The organism is Cytobacillus sp. OWB-43 (assembly GCF_034651445.1).
GTDB lineage: Bacteria > Bacillota > Bacilli > Bacillales > Cytobacillaceae > Cytobacillus > Cytobacillus kochii.
Window position 1 is genome coordinate 1,081,397 of the sequence record NZ_JAYEFF010000001.1, and the last position, 22,389, is coordinate 1,103,785.

Sequence of the window (22,389 nt, forward strand, 5' to 3'; positions counted from 1 at the left end):
CAATACACAATAATAAATATATATAGATATTTTTATCTACGCATAATAATTGGAATTGCTGAAACAATAAGGAAAAAAACAGGTGAGTAATTGTGAATCAAAAACTAAGCTTTATTAGCATTGCCTATATTATTATTCTCGGCATCGGTTTATTTGCTCATGTTGAAATTATTCCTGCTGTATTGTCTACTTCTAGACGCGATACATGGATCAGTATGTTACTTGCCATTATTCCTTTGATTCTATTCACCCCTCTTATTTATAAAGTGGGGCAAACAGTTAAAGGAACACCATTTATTCGAATTATTAGTGAACAATTAGGGAGATTCAAATTCTATATTTTATTCTTCCCTTTACTCGTATATTTAATAATTTCTGCCTTTGTCTCTACAAAAGAAATTATCTATTGGTCACAGCTAAGTTTTATGCAGAATTTCTCCAGTATGATCATTGGCGGTGTACTATTAATTGCCTGCTTCTATTGTAGTTTTTCCGGTGTAGAATCAATGGCCATTATTAGCCGCTTGTTACTACCAGCCGTCGTATTTTTAGGATTTTTTGTTTCTTTCGCCAATATGAAGAAAAAACATTATGAGTTGTTATTACCCATATTCCAAGAGGGTGTACTAGATATTCTAAAGGGAATGCTTTACACAAGTTTACCGATTATTGAGATTGCTTTTATTTTGTTTTTCCTACCCTATATGAAAGGAATGATTAAAATTAAACATTTAATCATTCTGGGTGTACTTATTATCGGGTTAATGATTGGGCCTGCAATTGGAGCGATAGTGGAATTTGGTCCTAAATACGCTTCCGAATTTAGGTACCCAGCATTTGAAGAGTGGCGAATAATATCTATTGGAAGATATATTTCTCATACAGACTTTTTTGCTATTTTCCAATGGCTTTCAGGTGCTACGATCCGAATTGGATTTTTTATCTACCTCACCTCTCAAATTCTTACGAAAGGGGGGAAAAACAGAACACCCATCTCTATCATTTTTATTTTGTTATTCATTGCAGTTGTTATGCCGTTAGATCAAGACCAATTTTATAATTTTGTTTTTCGTTACTTCTTACCCATATCAACTATTGTTCTTCCTATTCAATTTATTATGGTTTCTATATATATCTTTAAGAATAAACAATTATTCCTAGGAGGATGAAGAGCTTGTATGAGCAATCCCTTTTTACTAAAGAAAAGTTAGCAGAAATCTTTAACCATTCTGCAGATATACACATCAAGAGCATCCCTGTTCGTCATACTCCTAAGGGAGAGCTAATTATTATCTATTGCCGTCCCATTGTAAATATAAAATTAGTCCACTCTCTTGTGATTCCTTATTTAATGGATGAGGAAAGGGAAAGTGAAAAACTTTATAACTACATACAAAGTGACTACAGTTTAAAAGCTAAATTAACAAAAGAAGAATTAATTAACCAAGTATTTTGTGGTAAATTAGCTGTGATATCAAACTTCCGTGAACGCATTTATTATTATGATGTAAAAGAAGAACCAAATAGACAACCAGAAGAATCCGTTATTGAAGTATCAGTAACTGGGCCGAAAGACGGTTTCATCGAAAATATTGACACTAACCTTGGGCTTGTACGTAAAAGGTTAAAAACCCCCTCGTTCGTTAATGAAGTGTTTGTAATTGGACGTCGGTCAAATACGAGGGTTGCACTTCTATATATTAAAGATGTGATGAATGAACAAGTAATTAACGATGTCCGAGAGAAACTAAATAACATTGATGTCGATATTTTGCAAAGTCGTGATGAATTGGAAGAGTTACTAGTAGATAATAAATTCTCACTACTACCACTTACAAATTTCTCAGGACGGCCTGATTTTGTTGTTGAATCACTCAATCAAGGAAGGTTTTCAATTATTATTGATGGTGCCCCAACAGTGATTATCGCCCCCATCAACTTGAGCTTTCTTGTTAAAACAGCCGAAGATAGTAATATTAGCTTTTATTACTCCTCTGTAGAACGAATGATACGTTTACTAAGCTTATTCCTGACGGTGTTTTTACCAGGTTTTTATACAGCACTCGTTATGCATAATGTTGGACAATTACCTTTGCCGTTTATTGCCACTATTACGATTGCAAAGATGGGTTTGCCGTTTTCTACATTATTAGAAATGATTACAATCTTTATTATGTTTGAGTTGTTTAAAGAAGCGGGTGCAAGACTGCCAAAAGGAATTGGACAAACAGTTGCTGTTATAGGGGGATTAATCATTGGTGATGCAGCAATCAGAGCTGGTATAACCTCGCCGACGCTACTCATTGTTGTAGGAATAACGGCAATCGCAGGGTTTACTCTTGTCAATGCCAGTCTTACAGGTAATGTCTTCTTCTTAAGAATTGCTGTTTTATTAATAAGCTATTCTTTTGGTATTTTTGGTTTTATTCTTTCGTTAATTTGTGTATTTATCCACTTATCTACCCTCAAATCCTTTGGTATGCCTTTTTTAACTCTAGCAAGGCAAAGAAAGTGGTCAGAAGAACTAAAAATGTTCATTACACTTCCTTTTAGCCTGCAGAAAAAGAGAAATCTATCTTACGGTGTTAAAGACAAAACGCGAAAAAATAGTGACAATGATTAAAGAAGGTGTTCATTCACAAACATACTACTTGTCTGATTTTTAATGGTTGCCAAAGTAAAGAAGTTCAGCATCGCGTATACACTATAGATATCGGACCCGATTACCAAGAAGAACAGTATATTATTTACCGTTTTAAAACTTATCAAAATTAAGGAAAACGAAAACTACAACAATAGCGATTAAAATGCAGTAACTGGAGCCATCATTCCTACAAAATGAGACGAAGAAAAAAAGGAGTTTTAAACTCCCCAACTTTTAACTGAAATGCTTCATATATTTTCTTTATTATATTTTGATTTTCATTTGTCATTCTTCCGTTTACAATCAATGCGCGTGCCACTTGCGGAAACTCTTTAACTCTTTATAGGGCCTCTTTATTAATGCCTCTACTTGCTTATCTTTAGAAACATTAGGTACTTTTTTTCCTTTAACTTGCTTATAAATTGGGATTACAGAAGTAGCTCCTCCTTCAATAATCCACTTATTTCCATTTTGAGTTAACTCAAGTTCTATTCTTCCTAAATGATTTCCCCAATGCCCCGCTTGAACAATGAATGGTGTTGTCTGAGATTGAAACCATTCATTCGGTTTTTCTGGAAAAATATTATGGCTATGTCCAAATAGAATCACATCAATATTCTCAATCGATTTTAATTCATTGACACTATTCCCTTCTTGCGCAGAAAGGCCCTTATCGGCATTCACACCAACATGAGCTAAAGCAATGATGATATCTGCTCCTTTTGCTTTCATTTGTGGAATATACTGATTAGCCGTTTCAGTGATTGTCCTCATTTTTAGCTTCTGCTTAAAATAATTACTATTCCAATCGGCGACAATAGGGGTTAAAAAACCAATCACACCAATTTTAATTGCACGTTCATCCCCATTGGCATCGACCAATGTCCGATCAAGAATCACATATGGGTTCATATATGAAACATCATCAAAGATGTTTTTCGTCATATCCTCATTGTATATATTGCTACTTATAATGGGAAAAGTCGCATCTCTTAAGCTTTCTGTTAAAAAGCCGATACCATAATTGAATTCATGATTTCCGAGTGTCATGGCATCATACCTTAGTGTGTTCATGACATTAATAACCGGGTGAGTTTGTCCTAAATGCATCAATCTTGTTTGAAATATATAATCTGCAAAGGCATTTCCTTCTAAGATATCACCAGTATCAAATAACAGGACATTTTTGTTTTCATTACGTTCATTTTTAATTAAGGTTGCGGTTCTAACAAGTCCAAAATCGCTAACAGATTCGCCTTCATCGTTTTCATCCATTAAATGACCATGCATATCTGTTGTCTGGAGAATCCGTAATTTAACCGGAGCTGATGAGGCATAAACACTAGTAAATAGCGATAACCCGAAGAGCCATCCAATGATAGGAAGGATAAAGAAAACGACAGTTATCTTTCGCATATGACTTTTCATCATTTCACCTCAACACATTTGATGAATTCTTATTTTGTCATGACTTACTTAAAATCATTCGATGGAAAGTAGAATTGTCCTAAACCACTTTATTCCAATTAGCACATTTATGACAAGTATTGTGCATATGTTAGAACAAGCTATTATATTTTTTTATCTAAAGAAAAATATATGAAATTAAAAAAAAGTAGGATAGAATAATAAATAGAAGGAAATACTGAGAGGATGTAGGTTTTGTATAAGATATGTTTATCAATGATGTTCATTTGCTATATGTTCATTACGCCATTTTTTACTGAGGATATAAACGAACATCGTTCTCTACATTATGATGATGATGTTCAATTAACGGCTACTATTGCCACATTTAAAAGGCCTACGGAGATTGTTATACCAGAAGAAAATAATCCTATTGTACATAAAATCAATGATTTTGTTCGCTTAGAAGAACCCCATAGCATCATTCAGGAGAACCAACAATCAAAACAGGATCGATTTCAACTACCAGTCCAGTATCAATCCAGTTATTTATCTAATCTCCTTATATAAAAAGATGCTTTATTGTTGAAGATTTTATAGGGGGAATGTGAAAATGGAAAATTTAAAGAATTGGTTACAAAGCAGCGGGATTAAAAGAGTTATTATTTTTGCAATTCTCGTATTCGCATTATTTTTAATGAGAAGTATGATTAATGTCATCCTTATTACGTTTATTATTTCCTTTCTAATGGACCGCTTAGTAAATCTTGTCTTGAAGAAAGTGAACATAAATCGAAAATTCACAGTAATCGGTCTTTACTTATTCATTATTGCGATATTTACTGTTGGAATCAGCAGATATTTACCAGTTATTATTTTTGAAATCTCGCAACTGATTGGACAAATGCAAAGCTTCTTTAGCCAAAAGCACGACAATATTATCATGAACTATATTACTGAATTATATGAACGAAATGAAATATCATCTTATTTAGAACAAGGGGTCACGGTTCTACTTAAATACTTCTCTGATATAAGTTCATTTGGCATACAATTTTTGATTTCACTTATTTTAAGTATTTTCTTCGTTTTAGAGAAGCCGAAATTGATGGCCTTTACAAACAAATTCAAATATAGCAAAGTTGCACCATTTTATAATGAGATTGCTTACTTTGGTTCTAAGTTTGTTCAAACTTTTGGCAAAGTAATTGAGGCACAATTTATTATTGCCCTTGTGAACTGTGCATTAACAACATTTGCACTATGGATAATGGATTTCCCCCATTTAATGGGACTATCTATTCTTATTTTCTTTTTAGGCTTAATACCAGTTGCGGGCGTGATTATATCATTGGTGCCATTAAGTTTAATCGGATATACGATTGGTGGATTCATGCTAGTCATTTATTTATTAGTCGTTATTATGATTATTCACGCAATCGAAGCATATATACTTAATCCAAAGCTAATGTCATCAAAAACCAATTTACCTGTCTTCTATACTTTTATCGTATTGATTTTTGGCGAACATTTCTTTGGCGTATGGGGACTTATTGTCGGTATACCAGTGTTTGTCTTCTTACTAGATGTATTAGATGTGCAAACGACAGGAAAAAAGTCGGTAAAAGTGTAAATATAAGATAAACGCCGTGCATATAGCACGGCGTTTATCTTTATTTTTCTCCTGAAACTTTTAGCTGTGAATGACGACATTATCGTTAGATCAGTTGAATTTATACACTCCCGATTAATGTGGTCTATTCCATCATTTATATTGCTTCAACACGATTTATTACTTTAAATTGATCTCAATACCTAGTAACAATCGATAAGAAATATAAAATAGAAACCTCCTAGGTAGTTGTTCTCGTGAGGTTTCCTTACTGTTGATTTTGAATGGACTTTAAACCCGTTATAATTAAAAATAAAGCATATATAAGGAAGAAAACACCTGGAACAATTAATAATAACGCGCTTCCCTCCCTAGACTGTGCGAATTGTGTAAAATAGCCTGCGTAAGGGATAGTAAAGCCGGTATACTTAGCTGTTACATTGTCGGAAAGTACGAGATCTTTATCAATTGTATTATTATTATCTCCTTTTGTTTCATACATGGTGTGCACGCCACTATGGATAACATTATGAATACGATGGGTAACAGGAATGCCTTCTTCACTTTGAAAAGTGATAATATCTTGCTTTTGTAAAGATTGCTTTTCATCCTGCTCTAATGGTTTAACGGCAATAACTGCACCTGTTTGAAACGTTGGTTCCATAGAACCAGATAACACAGACTTTAATTGGTACCCTAAAATTGTTGGTTCCCCGCCTGATGCTTTAGCAGCAACAACAACAACCGCTAACACGATAACTATCACCATTAAGAAAACTGTCAAAGCCGTACTAAACCAATTAAGTACCTTTCTCATTTATTCAACTTCCTCTTCTTCCAGTGTTTGTTCAATTTCGTCATCAGAAGATGGTTTTTCGTTACTAACTTCCTCTTCTTCCAGTTCTTCTTGGTTATGTTCAACATCGACTTTTTTTTCTTCTTCTTCTTCAGTACTTTCGTTTTGCTCCTCCTGCTGTTGCTTATCTTCTTTTGGCATCTTTTCATCCTCTTGCTTTTCTATCCCTTGGTCATTTTCCTTTTCATGCTCATTTTCTGTCTCTCGTTTTTTCTCACTATCGCCTACTTCTGCATTAGATGACCAGACTTTACTCTCTACATTTACATCAACGGAGGTTGAATATGTATAACTTGCTTTTGTTTGTCCTATTAAAACTGAATGGAAAGTCAAAATGAGAGAATAGATAGACAGAACAGAGAGTAATAAAACAATTTTTCCATTGCGCTTCATGTTATATCCCCTTTTCTTTCAAGGGCTGGGGAACAAAGATCATTTCCCCAGCATGTTTTAATTACTGAACGCCAACAGCGTTATAAGCTTGTTCAACTGCAGTAACTGCCGCTGAATCTTCACCATAGAGATCTTCTGCAGCATCGATGGCAGCTTGTCTCATCATGGCAAATGTTGAATTTGGTGTTAAATAAACCGATAAGGCCCGATAATAAATTTGTTCTGTTTTTTCTCGGCCAACACCAGCTACTTCCACTCCGTAATGCTCTCCCCCTTCAGAGACAAGGTAAGCAGCTTTATTATTAATACTACTATTAATATGGACACCACCATTATCAAGAGAGCCTGTATACCTTCTATCCCAATGATCTGGATAAGGTTGTTGTGTTCTATTCTCAATTAAACTAGCTGGGTCTTCCATAGAGCGTAATCCAATCGCCCCATTCGCCATAATATCTTCACCGATAATCCAATCATCTCGATCGACCATAGCACCGAATATATCAGCAAATGATTCATTCAACGCACCTGATTCATTGCGGTAAATTAACCCTGCTGTATGTTGAATGACACCGTGAGACATTTCATGTGCAGCCACATCGAGACCACCAGCTAGCGGATGAAATCTAATACCATCACCATCTCCATAAGACATATATACACCATTCCAAGAAGCATTGTTCCAATTATCCCCAACATGTACACGGGAGAGTAATCTTTGCCCTTGATCATCTACAGAGTTGCGATCAAAGGTTTTTTGGTAATAGTCGTATGTCTTTTGAGAATTGGCATGAGCATCAACTGCAGCACCATCAGTAAATAACTTACTTCTACTAACAATATCTTCATTAATATTATTATCATAATCGTATGTAATGACCCCATCACCTCTTGTTTGGTCATACATTTTAAACAAACCATCAATGTAAGATGCCTTAAACATTTGTTTATCTCCGAATACACCATAACCAAATGCCGTTATTTCATTTGCTGCATTAAAGGAATCAATAATCTGCCCATTCTCTATATTTACAAAGTAATGCCAATACCCTACTTCCGGAGAGGTGGTGGAAGCTTTCACAAGATAAACAGGATAATAGTTATCATTAAACTTGTAAATGAATTTTTCTGCTGTTACTTCACTATCATATTGTTTTACTTCGCCAATTGATGCTTCTATTCCTGCTGTTGCAATGGAAATAGCCTTTTTTTCACTTATTTGTTCGGATGAAGTTTTTATATCAATATCGATGTCTGAAACCACTTCACCATAAAAACTAACTTTATCGCTATCTGTTCTAATATTAAAAGTTTGTTCTGCTCCATATATAGGAATACCTTTATATAATTGTTGCAAACGATAGTGATGAAAGTTTTCATTTTTGTCAAACTCATAATCTTTTACTGTAAAACTTTCGCTTATTTGTTTATTAGATAAATTAAATTGCTTACTTTTAGAAAGAAGATAGCTTTCAAGTACTTGTTTAGGCTGAACAATTTCACTTGCCTGCATATGTTCAGTAAGATTAGATGAGTGGCTATTCAGTTTGGTTTGTGATTCATTTGCATAAACTTGTCCTTGAATAGGACTCGCTAGCATTCCTAAAATGAATGCTGTTGATAATACTTTCGTTTTTATCGACATGCAAAAACGCCTCCCCATTGCTTATTTTAATTTACTTCTCCTCACCAGCTGTTTGTGAAGCATTAAATACCCATTCTAGATTTAACTGGTCCCCTTGGAATTGGTTTTGATCTTCACCGTTTTCAATAAATTCGAATTGTACCCATATTTCATTTGTTTCTCCTGGAGCTAGGCCACTATTCTGCTTCCATAAAGGATCCCATAGGTCTCTTTGAACGATATCAGGGTCCATATTTTTCAATTCATACAAAGTTGTCTCAAAAATAGGTTCAGACTCTTTCTCCCAATTCCACAAAAAGTTCACACGAATATGCTTGCCTAAATCTTCTGTATTATCAGATAATTCATCCGATACTTGGTAATTTGTAAGCAGGTGAACGGATTCAATTGGCAACGAACCACTATTACTTAAAACAAGCTCTCTCGTGACTGTGTCACCCGGTTTTATGTTCTCAACTTGAAACACAACCTCAGGATTAATTGATAAGTCTAGTGTGCCAGCAGCAAATACATGATTCGTCGCTACTTCATCGGAAAAATAGGCAAATGTCCCTCCTCCAACCAGAGCCAATCCAAGTGCTGCTGACATCATCCCAGATGCAAGCTTTCTTTTCACTCCCATAGTAAATCTGCTCCTTTCAACCCTTTATTTTGACTTTTCTTCAATTACTGAGACTTATAAGAAAAGCTTACGTCAAACATAAAGGAATCAATGGTTGGAATTAAGTTTCCTATGCCCTATTTAAATATAGTCATATTCCTTCATTTTTCACATTTTTAGTAAAAATGAGGTATTTATTACCATTATCATAGGCGGAAAAAGTGATTTTTCAAGCTTACTATTAGCAACCCTGTTATATGCCAAGCTTGTTATTCCCTTTGCCCTTCTCCTACCTATAGTACTTAGGTATTTGTCTCATCCAACACCAAAAGTTGAGATTTAACTATGCCGTTTCTCTATTATTCTATGATTGTCACAAAGAGTTGTTTATAGGGTTATTTAATATCAAGTGGACAGATTTTTAAAAAACAAAAGGGGATTGGACCTCATAAAATGTTCCATATGAGAAAATCCATTTCCCCTATAAAAACTTTTTACTTAATGTGCTTAACAGTTTTATACCGCCAAACTCCATTTTCCATTCCCTTCTCTACTTTGTTCTTTTCTTCCAAATAATCTAAGTGACCAATCACCTCTGACATTACAAGGCTGAACTGCGTATAATATTTGTCAGGGTAAAAATGTTGGGCAAGTGCACTCGCTGTTTTTTCTTCTTCAGAAATATAGGACAGGAATTTTTCAGCTTTTCTTTCTATCCCTTTCAACCTTTTATGTATAAGTAAATGTGGCGCCGTTATACGTTCCCCATGCCCACTATAACAATAGTCAATATCATAGGTTAAACATTTTTGCAGTGACTCCACATACTCAAGGACCGTCTTTCTTCTTTCACCATTCATATAAGGTTCAATTAAAGCATTACTTGATATATGGGCGATAAGGTGGTCTCCACCTAACATCACATTGTTTCTTTCATCTATTAAAGCGATATGATCAGGGGCATGTCCTGGTGTTTCAATTACTTTTCTATTAATAATATAATCATTTTCACTTAACGTTCTATAATCAGCACGCAATCCCTCGTTTTGTTTTTCTATGACGATATTCTTAAGCTGCTGTACTCTTTGTTCACCTTCCGTCCCACAACCCATCTCACGATATAACCTTTCATAAAAAGAAGTTCTTTGTTCAAAAAATGACTTTTCCCTCTTTAACCGAGGAATCGCTTCAGCATGAACATAGACGGGGATATTATGCTTTTCAATGATTCTAGGAATCAAGCCTATATGATCCTCGTGTGAATGAGTAAGGATGATTTCATTGATATCCTCTAACAGAAATTGATGGCACTGTAGTGTTTGAAGAAATTGCTGCCAACATGCTTCATGATTAATTCCAGCATCTATTAATGTTAACCCTTTACTGTCTTCTACAATAAAAAAATTAAAAGACCGCAAATCACTGTTTGTCGGTATGGTTATTGGATAAATCATGACCTTATTCCCCCTACTAAACTATTTATCTAAAAATGATTGAGTGAGCACTCAATCAAAATGTCTTATTTCTCTAAAAATTTCACTGGCAATGATTATCTCTTAAGTTTTTTTATACAATATAGTATAATAAGTATGATTGTCAAACCGACCATTGCCACGCGAATATTGTCCATACTTGAGGTGATAGAATGGAATTTCATGCAGAAACAACAAAAGATAAAGTGTTATTTTTATTAAAAAAAGAGTCTTCCATGTCTGTCAACGACCTTAAGGAACGCCTGAATATTAGCCATATGGCGGTGAGAAAACATTTAACCGGATTAGAGAATAGCGGTTTAATCGCATCTATAGAAACGAAACAAGCGCTAGGTCGCCCGACTCAATTCTACTATTTAACAAGTAAAGGCGAACATTATTTTCCGAAAAATTATGAAGGTCTATCACTTGAATTTCTCAATGATATCGAAGAATTGTATGGCAGTGAAGCAATTGAAAACTTATTTATGAAACGGGAAAAGCGACTAGTGGAAGAGTACGAAAATAGATTACTAGAACAAGCGCCTGATATGAAAATGCAAACATTATTAAACATTCAAAATGAAAAAGGCTATATGGCATACTTGTCAAAAACAGGAACAGACGAATATGAGCTCACAGAGTTTAATTGTCCCATTCTTTCCATAGCCCAATCTTATAAAACAGCTTGTCATTGTGAAACCCAATTGTTCAAGCAAGCATTAAACACAAATCAAGTCCACCGTGTAAGATGCAAAACAGAAGGGCATGATCATTGCCAATTTAAAATTAAATTTAATTGACTGAACTATTACTTGATGGAGTAATAGTTTTTCTTTTTTATTGACACTGGTCGGTTGATTGTTTTGTGGATTTTTAGGGCCTCCCTTTTTGTATGTATCTTCTTTTTATGACATGTCGAATAGGAACAACAGAGTATATTTTTTACTTTGTGTTTGTGGTTTGTGTGTATTTTCTATTTGTCCCCTCTTTTTCCTAGATTCCTCATAGGTTGTGTGCTTTTTGTTTTTAGCTTTTAAATGCTTCTACCTCTCATTATGTATATAAAAAAGACCCAAAATCAAATTTTGGGTCCCTCATCAACATCCTTATTTTGATGCTGCGAATAATTTGTTTACTTCATCCCAATTCACAACATTGAAGAATGCTTGAACATAATCTGGGCGTTTGTTTTGATATTTTAAGTAGTAAGCATGCTCCCAAACGTCAAGACCAAGGATTGGTGTTTTACCTTCCATTACTGGGCTATCTTGGTTTGGTGTGCTTGTAATAGATAATTGACCATTTTCAGATACTAACCATGCCCAACCAGAACCAAAGCGTCCAGCTGCAGCTTTAGCGAATTGGTCTTTAAATGCATCATAGCTACCAAAAGCTTCTTCAATTGCACCAGCAACGTCACCAGTTGGTGCACCGCCACCGTTTGGAGAAAGAAGTGTCCAGAACAAGCTGTGGTTTGCATGTCCGCCACCGTTATTACGTACAGCTGTACGAATATCTTCAGGAACAGCGTCTAAGTTAGCAATTAGTTCTTCAATAGATTTGCTAGCTAACTCGTCATGTCCTTCTAATGCAGCATTTAAGTTGTTTACATATGTTGCATGGTGACGATCGTGGTGGATTTCCATTGTTTGCGCATCGATATGTGGTTCAAGCGCATCGTTTGCATAAGGTAATGCTGGTAATTCGTGTTTAGCCATTTTGAATTCCTCCTAATATGTAAAATCTATTTACACTCTATATTTTAGAATACCTTATCTACTTTTTCAACTAATAAGTATAAAAAGTAACTAGAAAATAAAACTCCTTATTTCCACCTTATTTTGTTAAACTTGGGATACAATGAGTGAGAGGGTGACTTTATGAAAGCAGTCCTCCATTTATTTCGATGGTACGTTAGCCAACACATTAAATTGTAACGCTGCGTTAAACAAGATGTTTAACATTTAATGAGCGTACACTTTCTCATCATGAATGCCAACCTATGTTAGGTTCATCAGAATCAGGGATTTCCGAAAACATCTAAAGCTTACCAAACGACGGAGTTTCAACTACAAGCAAATACCGAATTGGATGATTGATAAACATTGTGTAAAGCTTATCAAAGGGGATGAGATAATGAGCGACCAGTGGTTAACATGGGCGAGGAAAATCCAAGCAATCTCACAATCAGGCTTAGCTTTTTCAAAAGATATCTATGATATTGAAAGGTATGAGCAGTTAAAAGAACTGAGTGCTGAGATCATAGGTGAGTACTCAGGGCAAACAATGGATGAGATTGTGGCAGTATTAAGTAAGAATCAGGCTATCAAACACCGAAAATTGACGTACGAGGGGTTGTTTTCAGGAAAAACCAAATTTTGCTAGCGAAAGAAAATGTTGATAACAAATGGTCCTTACCAGGTGGTTTTTGTGATGTTGGCTTATCTGCAAGTGAGAATGTTATAAAAGAAATTCAAGAAGAATCAGGTTTTATTTGTGTTGCGAAGAAGCTCATAGCCTTATTGGATATGAATAAGCACCCACACCCCAAACAATTCTTCCATTATTATAAAATATTTATTTTATGTGAGATGTCGGGCGGACAAGCTGCCTGTGGTATAGAAACCGAGGCGATTGATTTCTTCACTGAAAACAACTTACCTCCTTTATCCCTTAATCGAAATACGGGAGAACAAATCAAAATGGCTTTTAGCTACCTTAAAGATCCTCATAAATTCCCCATCTTCGATTAATCAAAGTAAAAGGCCCATTACCATTTTTGGTTATGAGCCTTTTTCTTATGCATCAATGGTTATCTTCTGTAATCGCTCTTGCCACGCTTCATCTGTTAAACCATTTTCTTTCACGTATAAATTATCAGGGTGTGTGCGGCATTCATCCGAACAGCTCCGTAAATATTTATGCTCGTTTTCTTCTGTCGTCATAAAACGTTTATCACATTCAGGATTAGCACAATTGACATAACGTTCACAAGATTCACCAGTGAAATAGTCTTTTCCGACAATGGTATGTTCTTTCTGATTAATTGGCACACTGATTCTTTCATCAAATACATAACATTGACCGTCCCATAGTTCTCCTTGAACTTCTGGGTCCTTACCATATGTGACAATGCCACCATGTAGCTGACTCACATCTTCAAAACCTTCTCTTACTAACCAACCAGAGAATTTTTCACAACGTATGCCACCTGTACAATATGTTAAAATCTTCTTACCAGAAAGTTGGTCTTTATGTTCACGTATCCAATCAGGTAAATCACGAAATGCTTCAACATCCGGTCTAATCGCCCCTCTAAAGTGGCCGATATCATATTCATAATCATTTCTTGCATCAATAACAACAGTATCCTCTGCTTGCATTGCTTCAAAGAATGCTTTTGGCTCTAAATATTTGCCTGTGATCTCATTAGGATTGAGATCATCCTCAAGTTTTAAAGTCACTATTTCATTACGAGGTCTGACATGCATTTTCTTGAATGCATGGCCATTCGTTTCATCAATTTTAAAGACCATATCACTGAAGCGTTTGTCGTTTTTCATCATATCTATATACGCATTTGTTTGTTCCACTGTGCCTGAAACCGTACCGTTTATACCTTCTTTGGCAACAAGGATTCTTCCTTTTAATCCGAGCTCACGACATGCTTTTAAATGATGTTTACTAAAGGCTTCAGGATGTTCGATTGTTACATATTTATAATAGAGTAAGACGCGGTATTGATTATTTTCTTCTGTCATTTCTTCCACCTGCTTATTTCTGTTCTTTCATTTGCGATAATAGTTCACTGGGCGTTTCACATTGTATAAACTCGCCATTAACTATTGCATATGGACTTTTCTTGCATTGCTTACAATGTGATTGGCATTCATATTGTTTGTAAGATACCTCTTTACTAGAAAGAAAAGGACCAAATAGCGTAAAGTCTTCATCAGTATAAAAACGATCGAGGTTCTTTTCACAAAATTCTATCGTAACTTGTTCTTTTTTCGAAAAAATTTTATTAAATAATCCCATTTACAACATCCTTTTTTAGATGTCTATTTCATATTTATCCGTAGAATACTATACCATGCTTTGACAAGCATTTTCAAATAGATTTGTAACCATTACCTTTCCCTAATCTCATTCACTATAACTTTTAAACCGTTCGTCAAAGGAGATTTGCTCATACTAGCAATCATTTCTGCTCTATCCAATTCCATTTGTCTTAACGTATGTAATAAGGAACCAATTGCTTCTTCCTCAACTACTTTAGCGAATCCTTTTTGTGCAAAAGACTCAGCATTTAACAATTGATCTCCTCTACTTTGTTTTTTAGATAGGGGAATGATTAACATGGGCATATTTAGTGCTAAAAATTCAAATAACGCATTGGATCCACCCCTTGTGATTACACAATGAGTAGCGGCAAGGATATGTGGTAATTCCTCATGAATATATTCAAATTGTTTATAACCTGCTTTCCCTAGTAAACTTTCATCAACTTGACCTTTTCCACAAATATGCACAACTTGATAGTTACCTAATAGATTCGGTAATTCCTTGCGAACTTGTTCGTTTATCTTTTTAGCACCTAAACTACCACCCATAACAGTAATAATTGGCTTTACACTAGAAAAATGAAGCAACTTTAGGGCCGTGTTTTTATCGCCGTTAAATATTTCTGGCCGTATTGGTGAGCCAATGGCAAACACTTTTTCTCGCGGAAAATAAGCTTTCGCTTCTTCAAACGAAGTGAACACCTTTTCAGCAAACCGTTGGGCAATTTTATTTGCTAATCCGGGTGTTAAATCACTCTCATGGATAAATGCTGGTATTTTTAGCATTTTAGCAGCAATTATTACGGGGACTGATACAAATCCACCCTTTGAAAAGAGCAAATCAGGTTTTATCTGTTTTAAGATTCTCCTTGCGTCAATTACACCTTTCATGACGCGAAAGATATCCCTTACATTCTCTAAGTCTATATATCTTCTTAATTTCCCACTGGAAATTGAAAAATAAGGGACCTCGGTCTTTGCGATTAACTCCTTTTCAATGCCTGTTTTCGAACCTATGTAAAAAAAATCGACTTCGTTCTGTAATTCTGTAATAAGGGCGAGATTAGGGGTAACATGCCCCGCTGATCCCCCTCCTGTTAAAACTACTTTTTTCTTAGCCAACATAAATCATTCTCCTCATTCTCTTATTTAATGGTCTTACTGTTATTTTATTTTCCTAACCCCTCCCATGCAAATTTGATTTCTTCTATTTCAGCCTGAGCTCCTCCCTCATCATGAACATCAATAAAGCCAATTGCGCGGTTTAAACTTGTGCCTATTTGATTCAGTTCATTTTTCTCTACAGAAAACTGCACTCGCATCTGAACAGTTAAAAACCCTTCTTTGGCTCTATTGATTTGTTTTTTTGCACTTTTCCAATCACCTTCGTGAATTGATTGTTCAACTAAAGAAAGCGTCCCTATTACATCATCCCCATCAACAAGTGGTTGTTTAAGAAAATCTCCAGACTTCATTGTGAAAATAAAAATAGCCAATATAAGTAATGGAATCAATTTATAAAGAATAAACTCTTTCATTTACTTCAATCCTTTAAAATCTGTTATATCTACGGGTTTTTTCATTTTATCATGATAAGCGTCAATAAAGAGCATCCCGTTGCTATCAATAATCGCTAGAAAGATATCACTAATTTTTGTATATCCACGATTTTTTAATTCTTTCATCAGCCATTCCTCAGATTTTTGCAATTGCTGCAAATTATTGCGGACAAGCACACCATCATAAATTAATTCCGTCCCTATTCCTTTATATGTAGACTTTAACTGTAAATCTCTTGGGGTAACTGGTAAATAATCCGCTTTTTTTAACACTGATATTTGCCCATCTTTTTCTACAATTGCATAATCTACCTCTTTTAAATCAAATATCCCTTTTTCTCTTAGTTGTTCTTGGAGATCAGAGATACGGTAACGCAGTTTCTTCATAACTTCATCCATAATTTCCCCATCCATAATAACGATGACAGGCTCCCCATCGAAATAGATTGATGCTTGTCGCCACTTCATTGTTACTTTTTGCAGACATAATACAAGAACCGTCCATGTAAATAGCCCCACCCAATATGGCCAAGCATCTGTCGCGATGTCTGCTGAAAGATTTGCGGCCATAGAACCAATCGAGATACCTAAAATGTAATCAAAGAATGTGATTTGACTCACTGTTTGTTTACCTAAAAATCGTGTAAATATAAGTAATGTACCAAAAGCAATAATCGACCTTACAATAACGACCGATGTCTCATTCATTGACTTCACTCCTACAATCATTGCCTTTAGTATGAGCAGAACTAGAAAAAGTATCCAGAAAACCATTGAAGTTTGAGGGGAGTAAATAGATTTTTTACAAATGAAATTTTTTTGTATAGATACAAGGGTTCTTATTTAAAGAATCAAGATTCTCGCACCATCTTCACAAGTTTTGCTTGCTTAGTTAACATCTATTTAATTTTACATTTGTTAGTTGCACAATAGATTGCTTTATCCTTTGTCAATTAATATGCACAACACAAAAAAATGAAGCCTTATTAGACTTCATTTCATTTTCTCCCTATATATCTAATTCTAAGAAAATCGGACAATGATCACTACCCATTGTTTGACAGTGTGCACCGGCATCTTTGATTTGTGCTTTTAATTTTTCCGACACGATAAAATAATCAATTCGCCAGCCAATATTCCGCTCTCTCACTTTGGCCATGTACGACCACCATGTATAGACATCTGTCTTTTCTGGATAAAGGTATCTAAAAGAATCGACAAACCCTGATTCAAGGAGAATTGTCATTTTCCCGCGTTCTTCATCAGTAAATCCTGAATTTCCAATATTGGACTTTGCATTCTTCAAATCAATTGTTTGGTGTGCAACATTTAAGTCCCCTGTATAAATCACCGGTTTTTCCGCCTCTAACGAAAGCAAATATGTTTTTAATTCATCTTCCCATTGTAAACGATAGTCTAATCGGGATAGATCTCTTTTTGAATTCGGTGTATATACATTTACAAGGTAAAACGTTTCAAATTCCAACGTGATAATTCTACCTTCTTCTTGTTCTTCGTTTTCCCCTACGCCATATTTTACTGATAAAGGTTTTTCTTTCGTAAAAATAGCGGTTCCTGAATAGCCCTTCTTAACAGCATAATTCCAATATTGATGATAGCCTTTTAAATCTAATTCAATTTGACCCGCTTGAAGCTTTGATTCTTGTATACAAAACACATCCGCATCCACTTCTGCAAAAAAATCGAGAAAGCCTTTCTTCACACAAGCACGCAAACCATTTACATTCCATGACACAAATTTCATGTTGCTAAACTCCCCTTTATCTCTATCTGACCCTTCTTATTCTATAGGAAGTTTGTCTTTGATAAAAGCCTTGTGATTTGCTATAGTTTTTACGTATAGTTGAAGGAGGAATACTAATGGCTGATCATCAATTTCATTTAAAAGCACACTTTCCAGGATTACGAAATAGCATCGGAACAATCGAAAGTGGACAACTGCATACAAAAGTATCTATTCCACCTGAAATGAACGGTCCAGGAGTAGGGACTAACCCAGATGAAATGCTTCTAGGTGCTGCTGCCACTTGTTATATCATTACATTAGCTGCCATGATGGAAAGAAGTAAATTGGAAAAAAATGATTTATCGATGGACTCAACTGCAATTGTTAACGAAACGAATGGCGTCTTAACTTATAAGAAAATCATTCATAAACCAACCATCGTACTTACTAACCGTGATAATGAACGTGACAGAGATCTTGCTCTGAGATTGGCTAAAAAAGCAGAAGCATCCTGCATGATTTCACGCGCCATACAAGGCAATGTAGATATTGAACTAGAAGTAACCATTAGATAAAAGTTTTGCTTTCAATCCACGTCTCTTACAGGTATTCACTAGAGGCGTGAGGATTTAATAAAACGACACCAACCACTTCTCCGTGATTTCTACAAATCTTTTGGCTGCTGGTGACAGATTAAACTTCATCGCTAATCCTAATGTGCGATAGCTTTCTTCCTTTAATGGCATTACCACACAATTTTTAGGAATGGTTTCTAATAATAATTCTGGCAATATGCTTACACCAAAATTATGAGCAACCATTGACTTAATTGAATCTTCCGCCATTAATTCAAAGCGAATATTTGGTTGGATCTCCGCTTTAGCAAATAAATCTTTTACTTCATGGTACCCCCCATATGTCGGCATGATAAAAGGGATATCCTTTAACTCTTGTACGCTTATTTCACTTCTTTTTGAAAAAGGATGATCTGTTGACACAATACAACGCAAACGGTCTTTTTTTAACGGAATAACATCAAAATGACTGGAGCTATCGACATTAATAAAGCCACAATCTAATTTTCCATTAAGAATCCAACGGTCAATCGCTTCATAATCTCCTTCAATTAATTCAATACGGATATGTGGGTAACTTTGCTCCATTGATTTAATGATTTCGGGTAACCAAGTGGATGAAACACTTGTAAATGTCCCTACTTTTACTGTTCCTTTCATCAAACCCGTTATTTTCGCTGCCTCTTGTTGTACTTGTTCGTCATAATGTAACACCTTACGTATACTTACAAGCATGCTTCTTCCTTCATTCGTCAATGTAAGCCCACCTCTTGAGCGATGAAAAAGCGTGAAACCTAATTCCTTTTCTAAATTAGCCATCGCATGACTGACTGCAGATTGTGTCATCCCTAGTACTTCTGCTGCTTTCGTAAAACTTTGAAGCTCAGAAACCTTGCTATAAATCTCATATTTAACTAAACTCATCTCGCTACTCCTTTTCATGAAATTATTTCATATAAACAATGAAAAAGATTCGTTTTATTAATGTTAATAGATTCATTATAATACATGTAGAAAATCATGAGAATGGAGAAATGGTTATGAGTATGCGCACGAAAGCAACGATTCTTTTAGTTGTGGTAAATTTTTTCTGGGGATTATCTTATATTTTTATGAAGATGGGAATCGCGTCGATTGAACCATTTAACCTTGTCGCATTAAGATGTTTAATTGCCTTTATAATTGCCGCTACCTTTTTTTATCGTTCTTTACGGCATGTAAATATCGAACTTTTATTTTACAGTTTTCTATTAGGCTTCTTATTATTACTTGTGTTCTCTTTAGTTACCGTTGGCTTAACGATGACAGATGCTTCTAATGCCGGATTTTTATTAAGTATGACGGTCATATTCGTTCCGGTGATCCAAAGTATTTTGCAAAGAAAGTTACCAATCGTGCCAGTTAGAATTGGCATCATCATTACATTTGTTGGTATTATCATCATGACAATTACACATTCCTTATCATTCAATTACGGCGATATTTTGTGTATGCTTTCCGCTCTCGCATACGCTATTCAAATTCTGATTATTGGAAGAGTCACTAAGGATCATGAACCTATTACAGTTGGTATCATGCAACTCGGCTTTGCTGGTATACTCGCTCTTGTTTTAAGTAGCTTTTTTGAATCACCAATCCTGCCCCAAAACACAGTTGCTTGGATGAGTATACTTGGACTAGCGATCCTATGTAGTGCCTTTGGCTTTATTTCCCAAGCAGTGGCACAAAAACATACATCACCAACACAAACGAGTTTAATGTTTTCGCTAGAACCTCTCTTCGCTGCCGGTCTAGCTGTTATTATTCTTGGTGAAGCATTTACCATTCGAGATATCATAGGTGCTTTTTTAATTATTTGTGGTGTGATTGTTGCGACATTAGGGAGTTATCGAGTGCCTGTTAAGGTAAAAACTGAGCAAACAATGGAACAAAAAACAGAAAAAATTCTACTTTAGTACAGCCATTAACTTAATATGGAAAGGAGGAAGTTTATGTTATCACTTCGTAGAGTCTTAAAATTACGTGATTTAGAAATCTTTCATGTATGGAAGCAAGAACATTTCTTATCTTATGTAATCATTGAAGATACTAGAAAACCTTTTACAATTGATGATAAAAAACTAGAGCCACTATGTTATATGGATGAAGAAGATATTGATGAGATACTAAATGTTTTCAGAATTTCTATCCTTAATGATGAAAAGTTAAACGAAGAGGATTCGGAAACACTACGATTATATTTTTCGGACTTCGTTAACAATACTCACTTAACAAATTTTATTATGAAGGAATATATTCAAGAAGGTTTGTATGAGAACAAAGACGATATAAAATCCTTTAATAAAGTCCTACAAAGTATTGGTTCAAATTATATAATAGAAGAATTTGATGAAAAAAATTGGATTTATTTATCACAAGACTAAGGTTTCTTATAAAAATAGAGCCGTTCACTTCGTTCAGAACGACTCTACTTTTTTAATTTTTTAAAAATGATTCTATATCAATAACCTTTTTTCATCAAATACACACATAATAAAAGTGAAAGAACGATAAAACTAATTAACGCCATAAAACCGCCTGTAAAAGAGCCTGTTGTTGTACTGAAAAAGCCAACAACCATTGGCCCAGCAGCTGCTACTAAATAAGATACACATCCGAATGTACCGCTTATTCTCCCCATCACTTGGGATGAAGCGACTTCATGGAGCATCGTCATGGTTATCGGTGCTGGCATGTATAATACACTTAATAGAATAATTGTAAGTAGAATAACGACTGTAGTATTCGTAGTGTATAAGAAGCCTACGAAGCAGCCTATGATGATGACACTTGCTACGGCGACAAACGCAGCCCGTTTCATCCATCTATCAGAAAGATAGCCACATACTAATTGAACGATGATGGCAAGAGCATAACCCGCTGCATTAATCATAGCTGAATTAACAAAATCAATCCCTTTTGCTTCTGTTAAATAGCTTGGCAAAAATGTAGAAAATCCAAAAAAACCGATGGAGACGCAAGCATATACTGTTGTTAATATCCAGAACAGAGGACTCGTTAAAACAGATTTAACACTTCCTGTATCGATGTTAGCAGTCTTTTTTACTCCTTGCCCCTTTTCTATATAGTTTACTTCTGCAGCATTAGTTGCATAATGTTCAGATGGTTTGTTTCTAATCATAAAAATAAATATGGCCAAACAAATAAAAGAAATAATCGCTAGTGCGAAATAACTTTCTCTCCACCCAAAAGAGGCGGCAATTAATGCGATCGCTGGAATACCAATAACTGGTCCGATTGCATTCCCTGTAAACCAAAAAGACTGTGCTTTCCCTTGTTCTTGTTGCGGAAACCACTTAGCAGTTAAGGTAAGTGCAATGGGGTATAAAACGCCTTCACCTACCCCTAGTAATGCTCTTGACCATAATAATGCCGTAACCGATGTAGCTACTCCACCGATAATCATCGCTATACCCCAAATGGCTATACCAATCATTCCACTTTTAAATGCGCCGATACGGTCGACTACAAACCCCCAGAAAAACTGCCCTAATGCGTATGTAATTAAAAAGACAGAACTTAATGTTCCCTTGATCACATTATCACTAATAGCTAAATCTTGTAAAAACTGTCTTTCTGCAAATAATATATTAATATTAGATTTATCGATCATTGAAACCGTGAACAGTAGCATTAATGGTAGTGAAATATAAATCCACCTAGCATTTGTTGCCTTTGTCATGTTTTCTTCGTGAAGTACATTTGCCTTTTGCATAGTTGAATCACTCCTTGTGAAAATTGGCATGTTAGT

Annotated in this window: 23 protein-coding genes and 1 pseudogene; 9 read left to right on the forward strand and 15 right to left on the reverse strand. The window is 35.2% G+C overall.

Features of this window, described 5'->3' with window-relative positions; genetic code table 11:
- Positions 1–92: 92 nt before the first annotated feature.
- Positions 93–1,169, forward strand: coding sequence for an endospore germination permease (locus U9M49_RS05300; RefSeq protein ID WP_322909438.1), 1,077 nt, complete (start codon positions 93–95; stop codon positions 1,167–1,169).
- A 5-nt stretch (positions 1,170–1,174) separates the two neighbouring features.
- Positions 1,175–2,623, forward strand: a complete 1,449-nt coding sequence (locus tag U9M49_RS05305) for a spore germination protein (protein ID WP_322909439.1) — start codon at positions 1,175–1,177, stop codon at positions 2,621–2,623.
- A 324-nt stretch (positions 2,624–2,947) separates the two neighbouring features.
- Here the strand turns inward: U9M49_RS05305 and U9M49_RS05310 are convergent, their stop codons facing one another.
- Complete coding sequence (locus tag U9M49_RS05310) at positions 2,948–4,072, reverse strand: metallophosphoesterase (RefSeq protein ID WP_322909440.1); 1,125 nt, start codon at positions 4,070–4,072, stop codon at positions 2,948–2,950.
- Positions 4,073–4,306: 234 nt separating this feature from the next.
- Between U9M49_RS05310 and U9M49_RS05315 the strand changes: the two genes are divergently transcribed.
- Both U9M49_RS05315 and U9M49_RS05320 read left to right on the forward strand, forming a co-directional pair.
- Complete coding sequence (locus U9M49_RS05315; RefSeq protein ID WP_095373109.1) at positions 4,307–4,621, forward strand: hypothetical protein; 315 nt, start codon at positions 4,307–4,309, stop codon at positions 4,619–4,621.
- Positions 4,622–4,664: 43 nt separating this feature from the next.
- A complete protein-coding gene (locus U9M49_RS05320; RefSeq protein ID WP_095373108.1) occupies positions 4,665–5,684 on the forward strand; it encodes an AI-2E family transporter in 1,020 nt (339 codons plus the stop codon).
- A gap of 247 nt (positions 5,685–5,931) precedes the next feature.
- Here U9M49_RS05320 and sipW read toward each other — a convergent pair whose 3' ends face one another.
- The 5 genes from sipW to U9M49_RS05345 form a co-directional block, all read right to left on the reverse strand.
- Positions 5,932–6,480, reverse strand: coding sequence for a signal peptidase I SipW (gene sipW, locus U9M49_RS05325; protein WP_322909441.1), 549 nt, complete (start codon positions 6,478–6,480; stop codon positions 5,932–5,934).
- Positions 6,481–6,912: a hypothetical protein gene (locus tag U9M49_RS05330; protein ID WP_095373106.1), complete on the reverse strand. Its 432-nt coding sequence runs from the start codon at positions 6,910–6,912 to the stop codon at positions 6,481–6,483.
- A gap of 61 nt (positions 6,913–6,973) precedes the next feature.
- The gene (locus tag U9M49_RS05335; protein ID WP_416337091.1) at positions 6,974–8,551 is read right to left on the reverse strand and encodes a M4 family metallopeptidase; all 1,578 of its coding nucleotides are present in this window, start codon (positions 8,549–8,551) and stop codon (positions 6,974–6,976) included.
- A 37-nt stretch (positions 8,552–8,588) separates the two neighbouring features.
- Entirely contained in the window at positions 8,589–9,179 is a 591-nt protein-coding gene (locus tag U9M49_RS05340) for a CalY family protein (protein ID WP_322909443.1), read from the reverse strand.
- A 473-nt stretch (positions 9,180–9,652) separates the two neighbouring features.
- A complete protein-coding gene (locus U9M49_RS05345) occupies positions 9,653–10,612 on the reverse strand; it encodes an MBL fold metallo-hydrolase (RefSeq protein ID WP_322909444.1) in 960 nt (319 codons plus the stop codon).
- A gap of 191 nt (positions 10,613–10,803) precedes the next feature.
- Here U9M49_RS05345 and U9M49_RS05350 point away from each other — a divergent pair, with 191 nt between their 5' ends.
- On the forward strand, positions 10,804–11,433 hold the full coding sequence (locus U9M49_RS05350; RefSeq protein ID WP_095373102.1) for a helix-turn-helix transcriptional regulator: 630 nt from the start codon (positions 10,804–10,806) through the stop codon (positions 11,431–11,433).
- A gap of 306 nt (positions 11,434–11,739) precedes the next feature.
- Here U9M49_RS05350 and U9M49_RS05355 read toward each other — a convergent pair whose 3' ends face one another.
- Positions 11,740–12,351, reverse strand: a complete 612-nt coding sequence (locus U9M49_RS05355; RefSeq protein ID WP_095373101.1) for a superoxide dismutase — start codon at positions 12,349–12,351, stop codon at positions 11,740–11,742.
- A 418-nt stretch (positions 12,352–12,769) separates the two neighbouring features.
- Here U9M49_RS05355 and U9M49_RS05360 point away from each other — a divergent pair.
- A pseudogene (locus tag U9M49_RS05360) lies at positions 12,770–13,386 on the forward strand (NUDIX hydrolase).
- A gap of 45 nt (positions 13,387–13,431) precedes the next feature.
- On the opposite strand, the gene U9M49_RS05365 reads toward U9M49_RS05360, so the two are convergent.
- The 6 genes from U9M49_RS05365 to U9M49_RS05390 all read right to left on the reverse strand — a co-directional run bounded on the left by U9M49_RS05365 (position 13,432) and on the right by U9M49_RS05390 (position 18,021).
- Entirely contained in the window at positions 13,432–14,394 is a 963-nt protein-coding gene (locus tag U9M49_RS05365) for a rhodanese-related sulfurtransferase (protein WP_307313593.1), read from the reverse strand.
- Positions 14,395–14,407: 13 nt separating this feature from the next.
- Positions 14,408–14,671: a DUF1450 domain-containing protein gene (locus tag U9M49_RS05370; protein WP_095373098.1), complete on the reverse strand. Its 264-nt coding sequence runs from the start codon at positions 14,669–14,671 to the stop codon at positions 14,408–14,410.
- Between the two features lie 92 nt (positions 14,672–14,763).
- A complete protein-coding gene (locus U9M49_RS05375; protein ID WP_412728597.1) occupies positions 14,764–15,819 on the reverse strand; it encodes an undecaprenyldiphospho-muramoylpentapeptide beta-N-acetylglucosaminyltransferase in 1,056 nt (351 codons plus the stop codon).
- Between the two features lie 47 nt (positions 15,820–15,866).
- Positions 15,867–16,235 (reverse strand): DUF4363 family protein, encoded by a 369-nt coding sequence (locus tag U9M49_RS05380; RefSeq protein WP_095373097.1) that lies wholly within the window; start codon positions 16,233–16,235, stop codon positions 15,867–15,869.
- On the reverse strand, positions 16,236–16,964 hold the full coding sequence (locus U9M49_RS05385; protein WP_095373096.1) for a DUF421 domain-containing protein: 729 nt from the start codon (positions 16,962–16,964) through the stop codon (positions 16,236–16,238).
- A 301-nt stretch (positions 16,965–17,265) separates the two neighbouring features.
- The gene (locus U9M49_RS05390; RefSeq protein WP_095373095.1) at positions 17,266–18,021 is read right to left on the reverse strand and encodes an exodeoxyribonuclease III; all 756 of its coding nucleotides are present in this window, start codon (positions 18,019–18,021) and stop codon (positions 17,266–17,268) included.
- A gap of 116 nt (positions 18,022–18,137) precedes the next feature.
- Between U9M49_RS05390 and U9M49_RS05395 the strand changes: the two genes are divergently transcribed.
- Positions 18,138–18,578, forward strand: coding sequence for an OsmC family protein (locus tag U9M49_RS05395; RefSeq protein WP_322909446.1), 441 nt, complete (start codon positions 18,138–18,140; stop codon positions 18,576–18,578).
- 54 nt (positions 18,579–18,632) lie between these two features.
- On the opposite strand, the gene U9M49_RS05400 is transcribed toward U9M49_RS05395, so the two are convergent.
- A complete protein-coding gene (locus U9M49_RS05400) occupies positions 18,633–19,502 on the reverse strand; it encodes a LysR family transcriptional regulator (protein ID WP_322909447.1) in 870 nt (289 codons plus the stop codon).
- A 116-nt stretch (positions 19,503–19,618) separates the two neighbouring features.
- Between U9M49_RS05400 and U9M49_RS05405 the strand changes: the two genes are divergently transcribed.
- Both U9M49_RS05405 and U9M49_RS05410 read left to right on the forward strand, forming a co-directional pair.
- Entirely contained in the window at positions 19,619–20,533 is a 915-nt protein-coding gene (locus U9M49_RS05405) for a DMT family transporter (protein WP_322909448.1), read from the forward strand.
- Between the two features lie 36 nt (positions 20,534–20,569).
- A complete protein-coding gene (locus U9M49_RS05410; protein WP_322909449.1) occupies positions 20,570–21,001 on the forward strand; it encodes a terpene synthase in 432 nt (143 codons plus the stop codon).
- A 77-nt stretch (positions 21,002–21,078) separates the two neighbouring features.
- On the opposite strand, the gene U9M49_RS05415 is transcribed toward U9M49_RS05410, so the two are convergent.
- Positions 21,079–22,353, reverse strand: coding sequence for an MFS transporter (locus tag U9M49_RS05415; RefSeq protein ID WP_157733968.1), 1,275 nt, complete (start codon positions 22,351–22,353; stop codon positions 21,079–21,081).
- Positions 22,354–22,389 lie beyond the last annotated feature (36 nt).

Coding starts and splice junctions, on each gene's coding strand:
- U9M49_RS05310 (WP_322909440.1), bottom strand. CDS start 4,072: ATGAAAAGTCATATGCGAAAGATAACTGTCGTTTTCTTTATCCTTCCT.
- U9M49_RS05320 (WP_095373108.1), top strand. CDS start 4,665: ATGGAAAATTTAAAGAATTGGTTACAAAGCAGCGGGATTAAAAGAGTT.
- sipW (WP_322909441.1), bottom strand. CDS start 6,480: ATGAGAAAGGTACTTAATTGGTTTAGTACGGCTTTGACAGTTTTCTTA.
- U9M49_RS05330 (WP_095373106.1), bottom strand. CDS start 6,912: ATGAAGCGCAATGGAAAAATTGTTTTATTACTCTCTGTTCTGTCTATC.
- U9M49_RS05340 (WP_322909443.1), bottom strand. CDS start 9,179: ATGGGAGTGAAAAGAAAGCTTGCATCTGGGATGATGTCAGCAGCACTT.
- U9M49_RS05345 (WP_322909444.1), bottom strand. CDS start 10,612: ATGATTTATCCAATAACCATACCGACAAACAGTGATTTGCGGTCTTTT.
- U9M49_RS05350 (WP_095373102.1), top strand. CDS start 10,804: ATGGAATTTCATGCAGAAACAACAAAAGATAAAGTGTTATTTTTATTA.
- U9M49_RS05355 (WP_095373101.1), bottom strand. CDS start 12,351: ATGGCTAAACACGAATTACCAGCATTACCTTATGCAAACGATGCGCTT.
- U9M49_RS05365 (WP_307313593.1), bottom strand. CDS start 14,394: ATGACAGAAGAAAATAATCAATACCGCGTCTTACTCTATTATAAATAT.
- U9M49_RS05370 (WP_095373098.1), bottom strand. CDS start 14,671: ATGGGATTATTTAATAAAATTTTTTCGAAAAAAGAACAAGTTACGATA.
- U9M49_RS05380 (WP_095373097.1), bottom strand. CDS start 16,235: ATGAAAGAGTTTATTCTTTATAAATTGATTCCATTACTTATATTGGCT.
- U9M49_RS05385 (WP_095373096.1), bottom strand. CDS start 16,964: ATGAATGAGACATCGGTCGTTATTGTAAGGTCGATTATTGCTTTTGGT.
- U9M49_RS05390 (WP_095373095.1), bottom strand. CDS start 18,021: ATGAAATTTGTGTCATGGAATGTAAATGGTTTGCGTGCTTGTGTGAAG.
- U9M49_RS05395 (WP_322909446.1), top strand. CDS start 18,138: ATGGCTGATCATCAATTTCATTTAAAAGCACACTTTCCAGGATTACGA.
- U9M49_RS05400 (WP_322909447.1), bottom strand. CDS start 19,502: ATGAGTTTAGTTAAATATGAGATTTATAGCAAGGTTTCTGAGCTTCAA.
- U9M49_RS05405 (WP_322909448.1), top strand. CDS start 19,619: ATGAGTATGCGCACGAAAGCAACGATTCTTTTAGTTGTGGTAAATTTT.
- U9M49_RS05410 (WP_322909449.1), top strand. CDS start 20,570: ATGTTATCACTTCGTAGAGTCTTAAAATTACGTGATTTAGAAATCTTT.
- U9M49_RS05415 (WP_157733968.1), bottom strand. CDS start 22,353: ATGCAAAAGGCAAATGTACTTCACGAAGAAAACATGACAAAGGCAACA.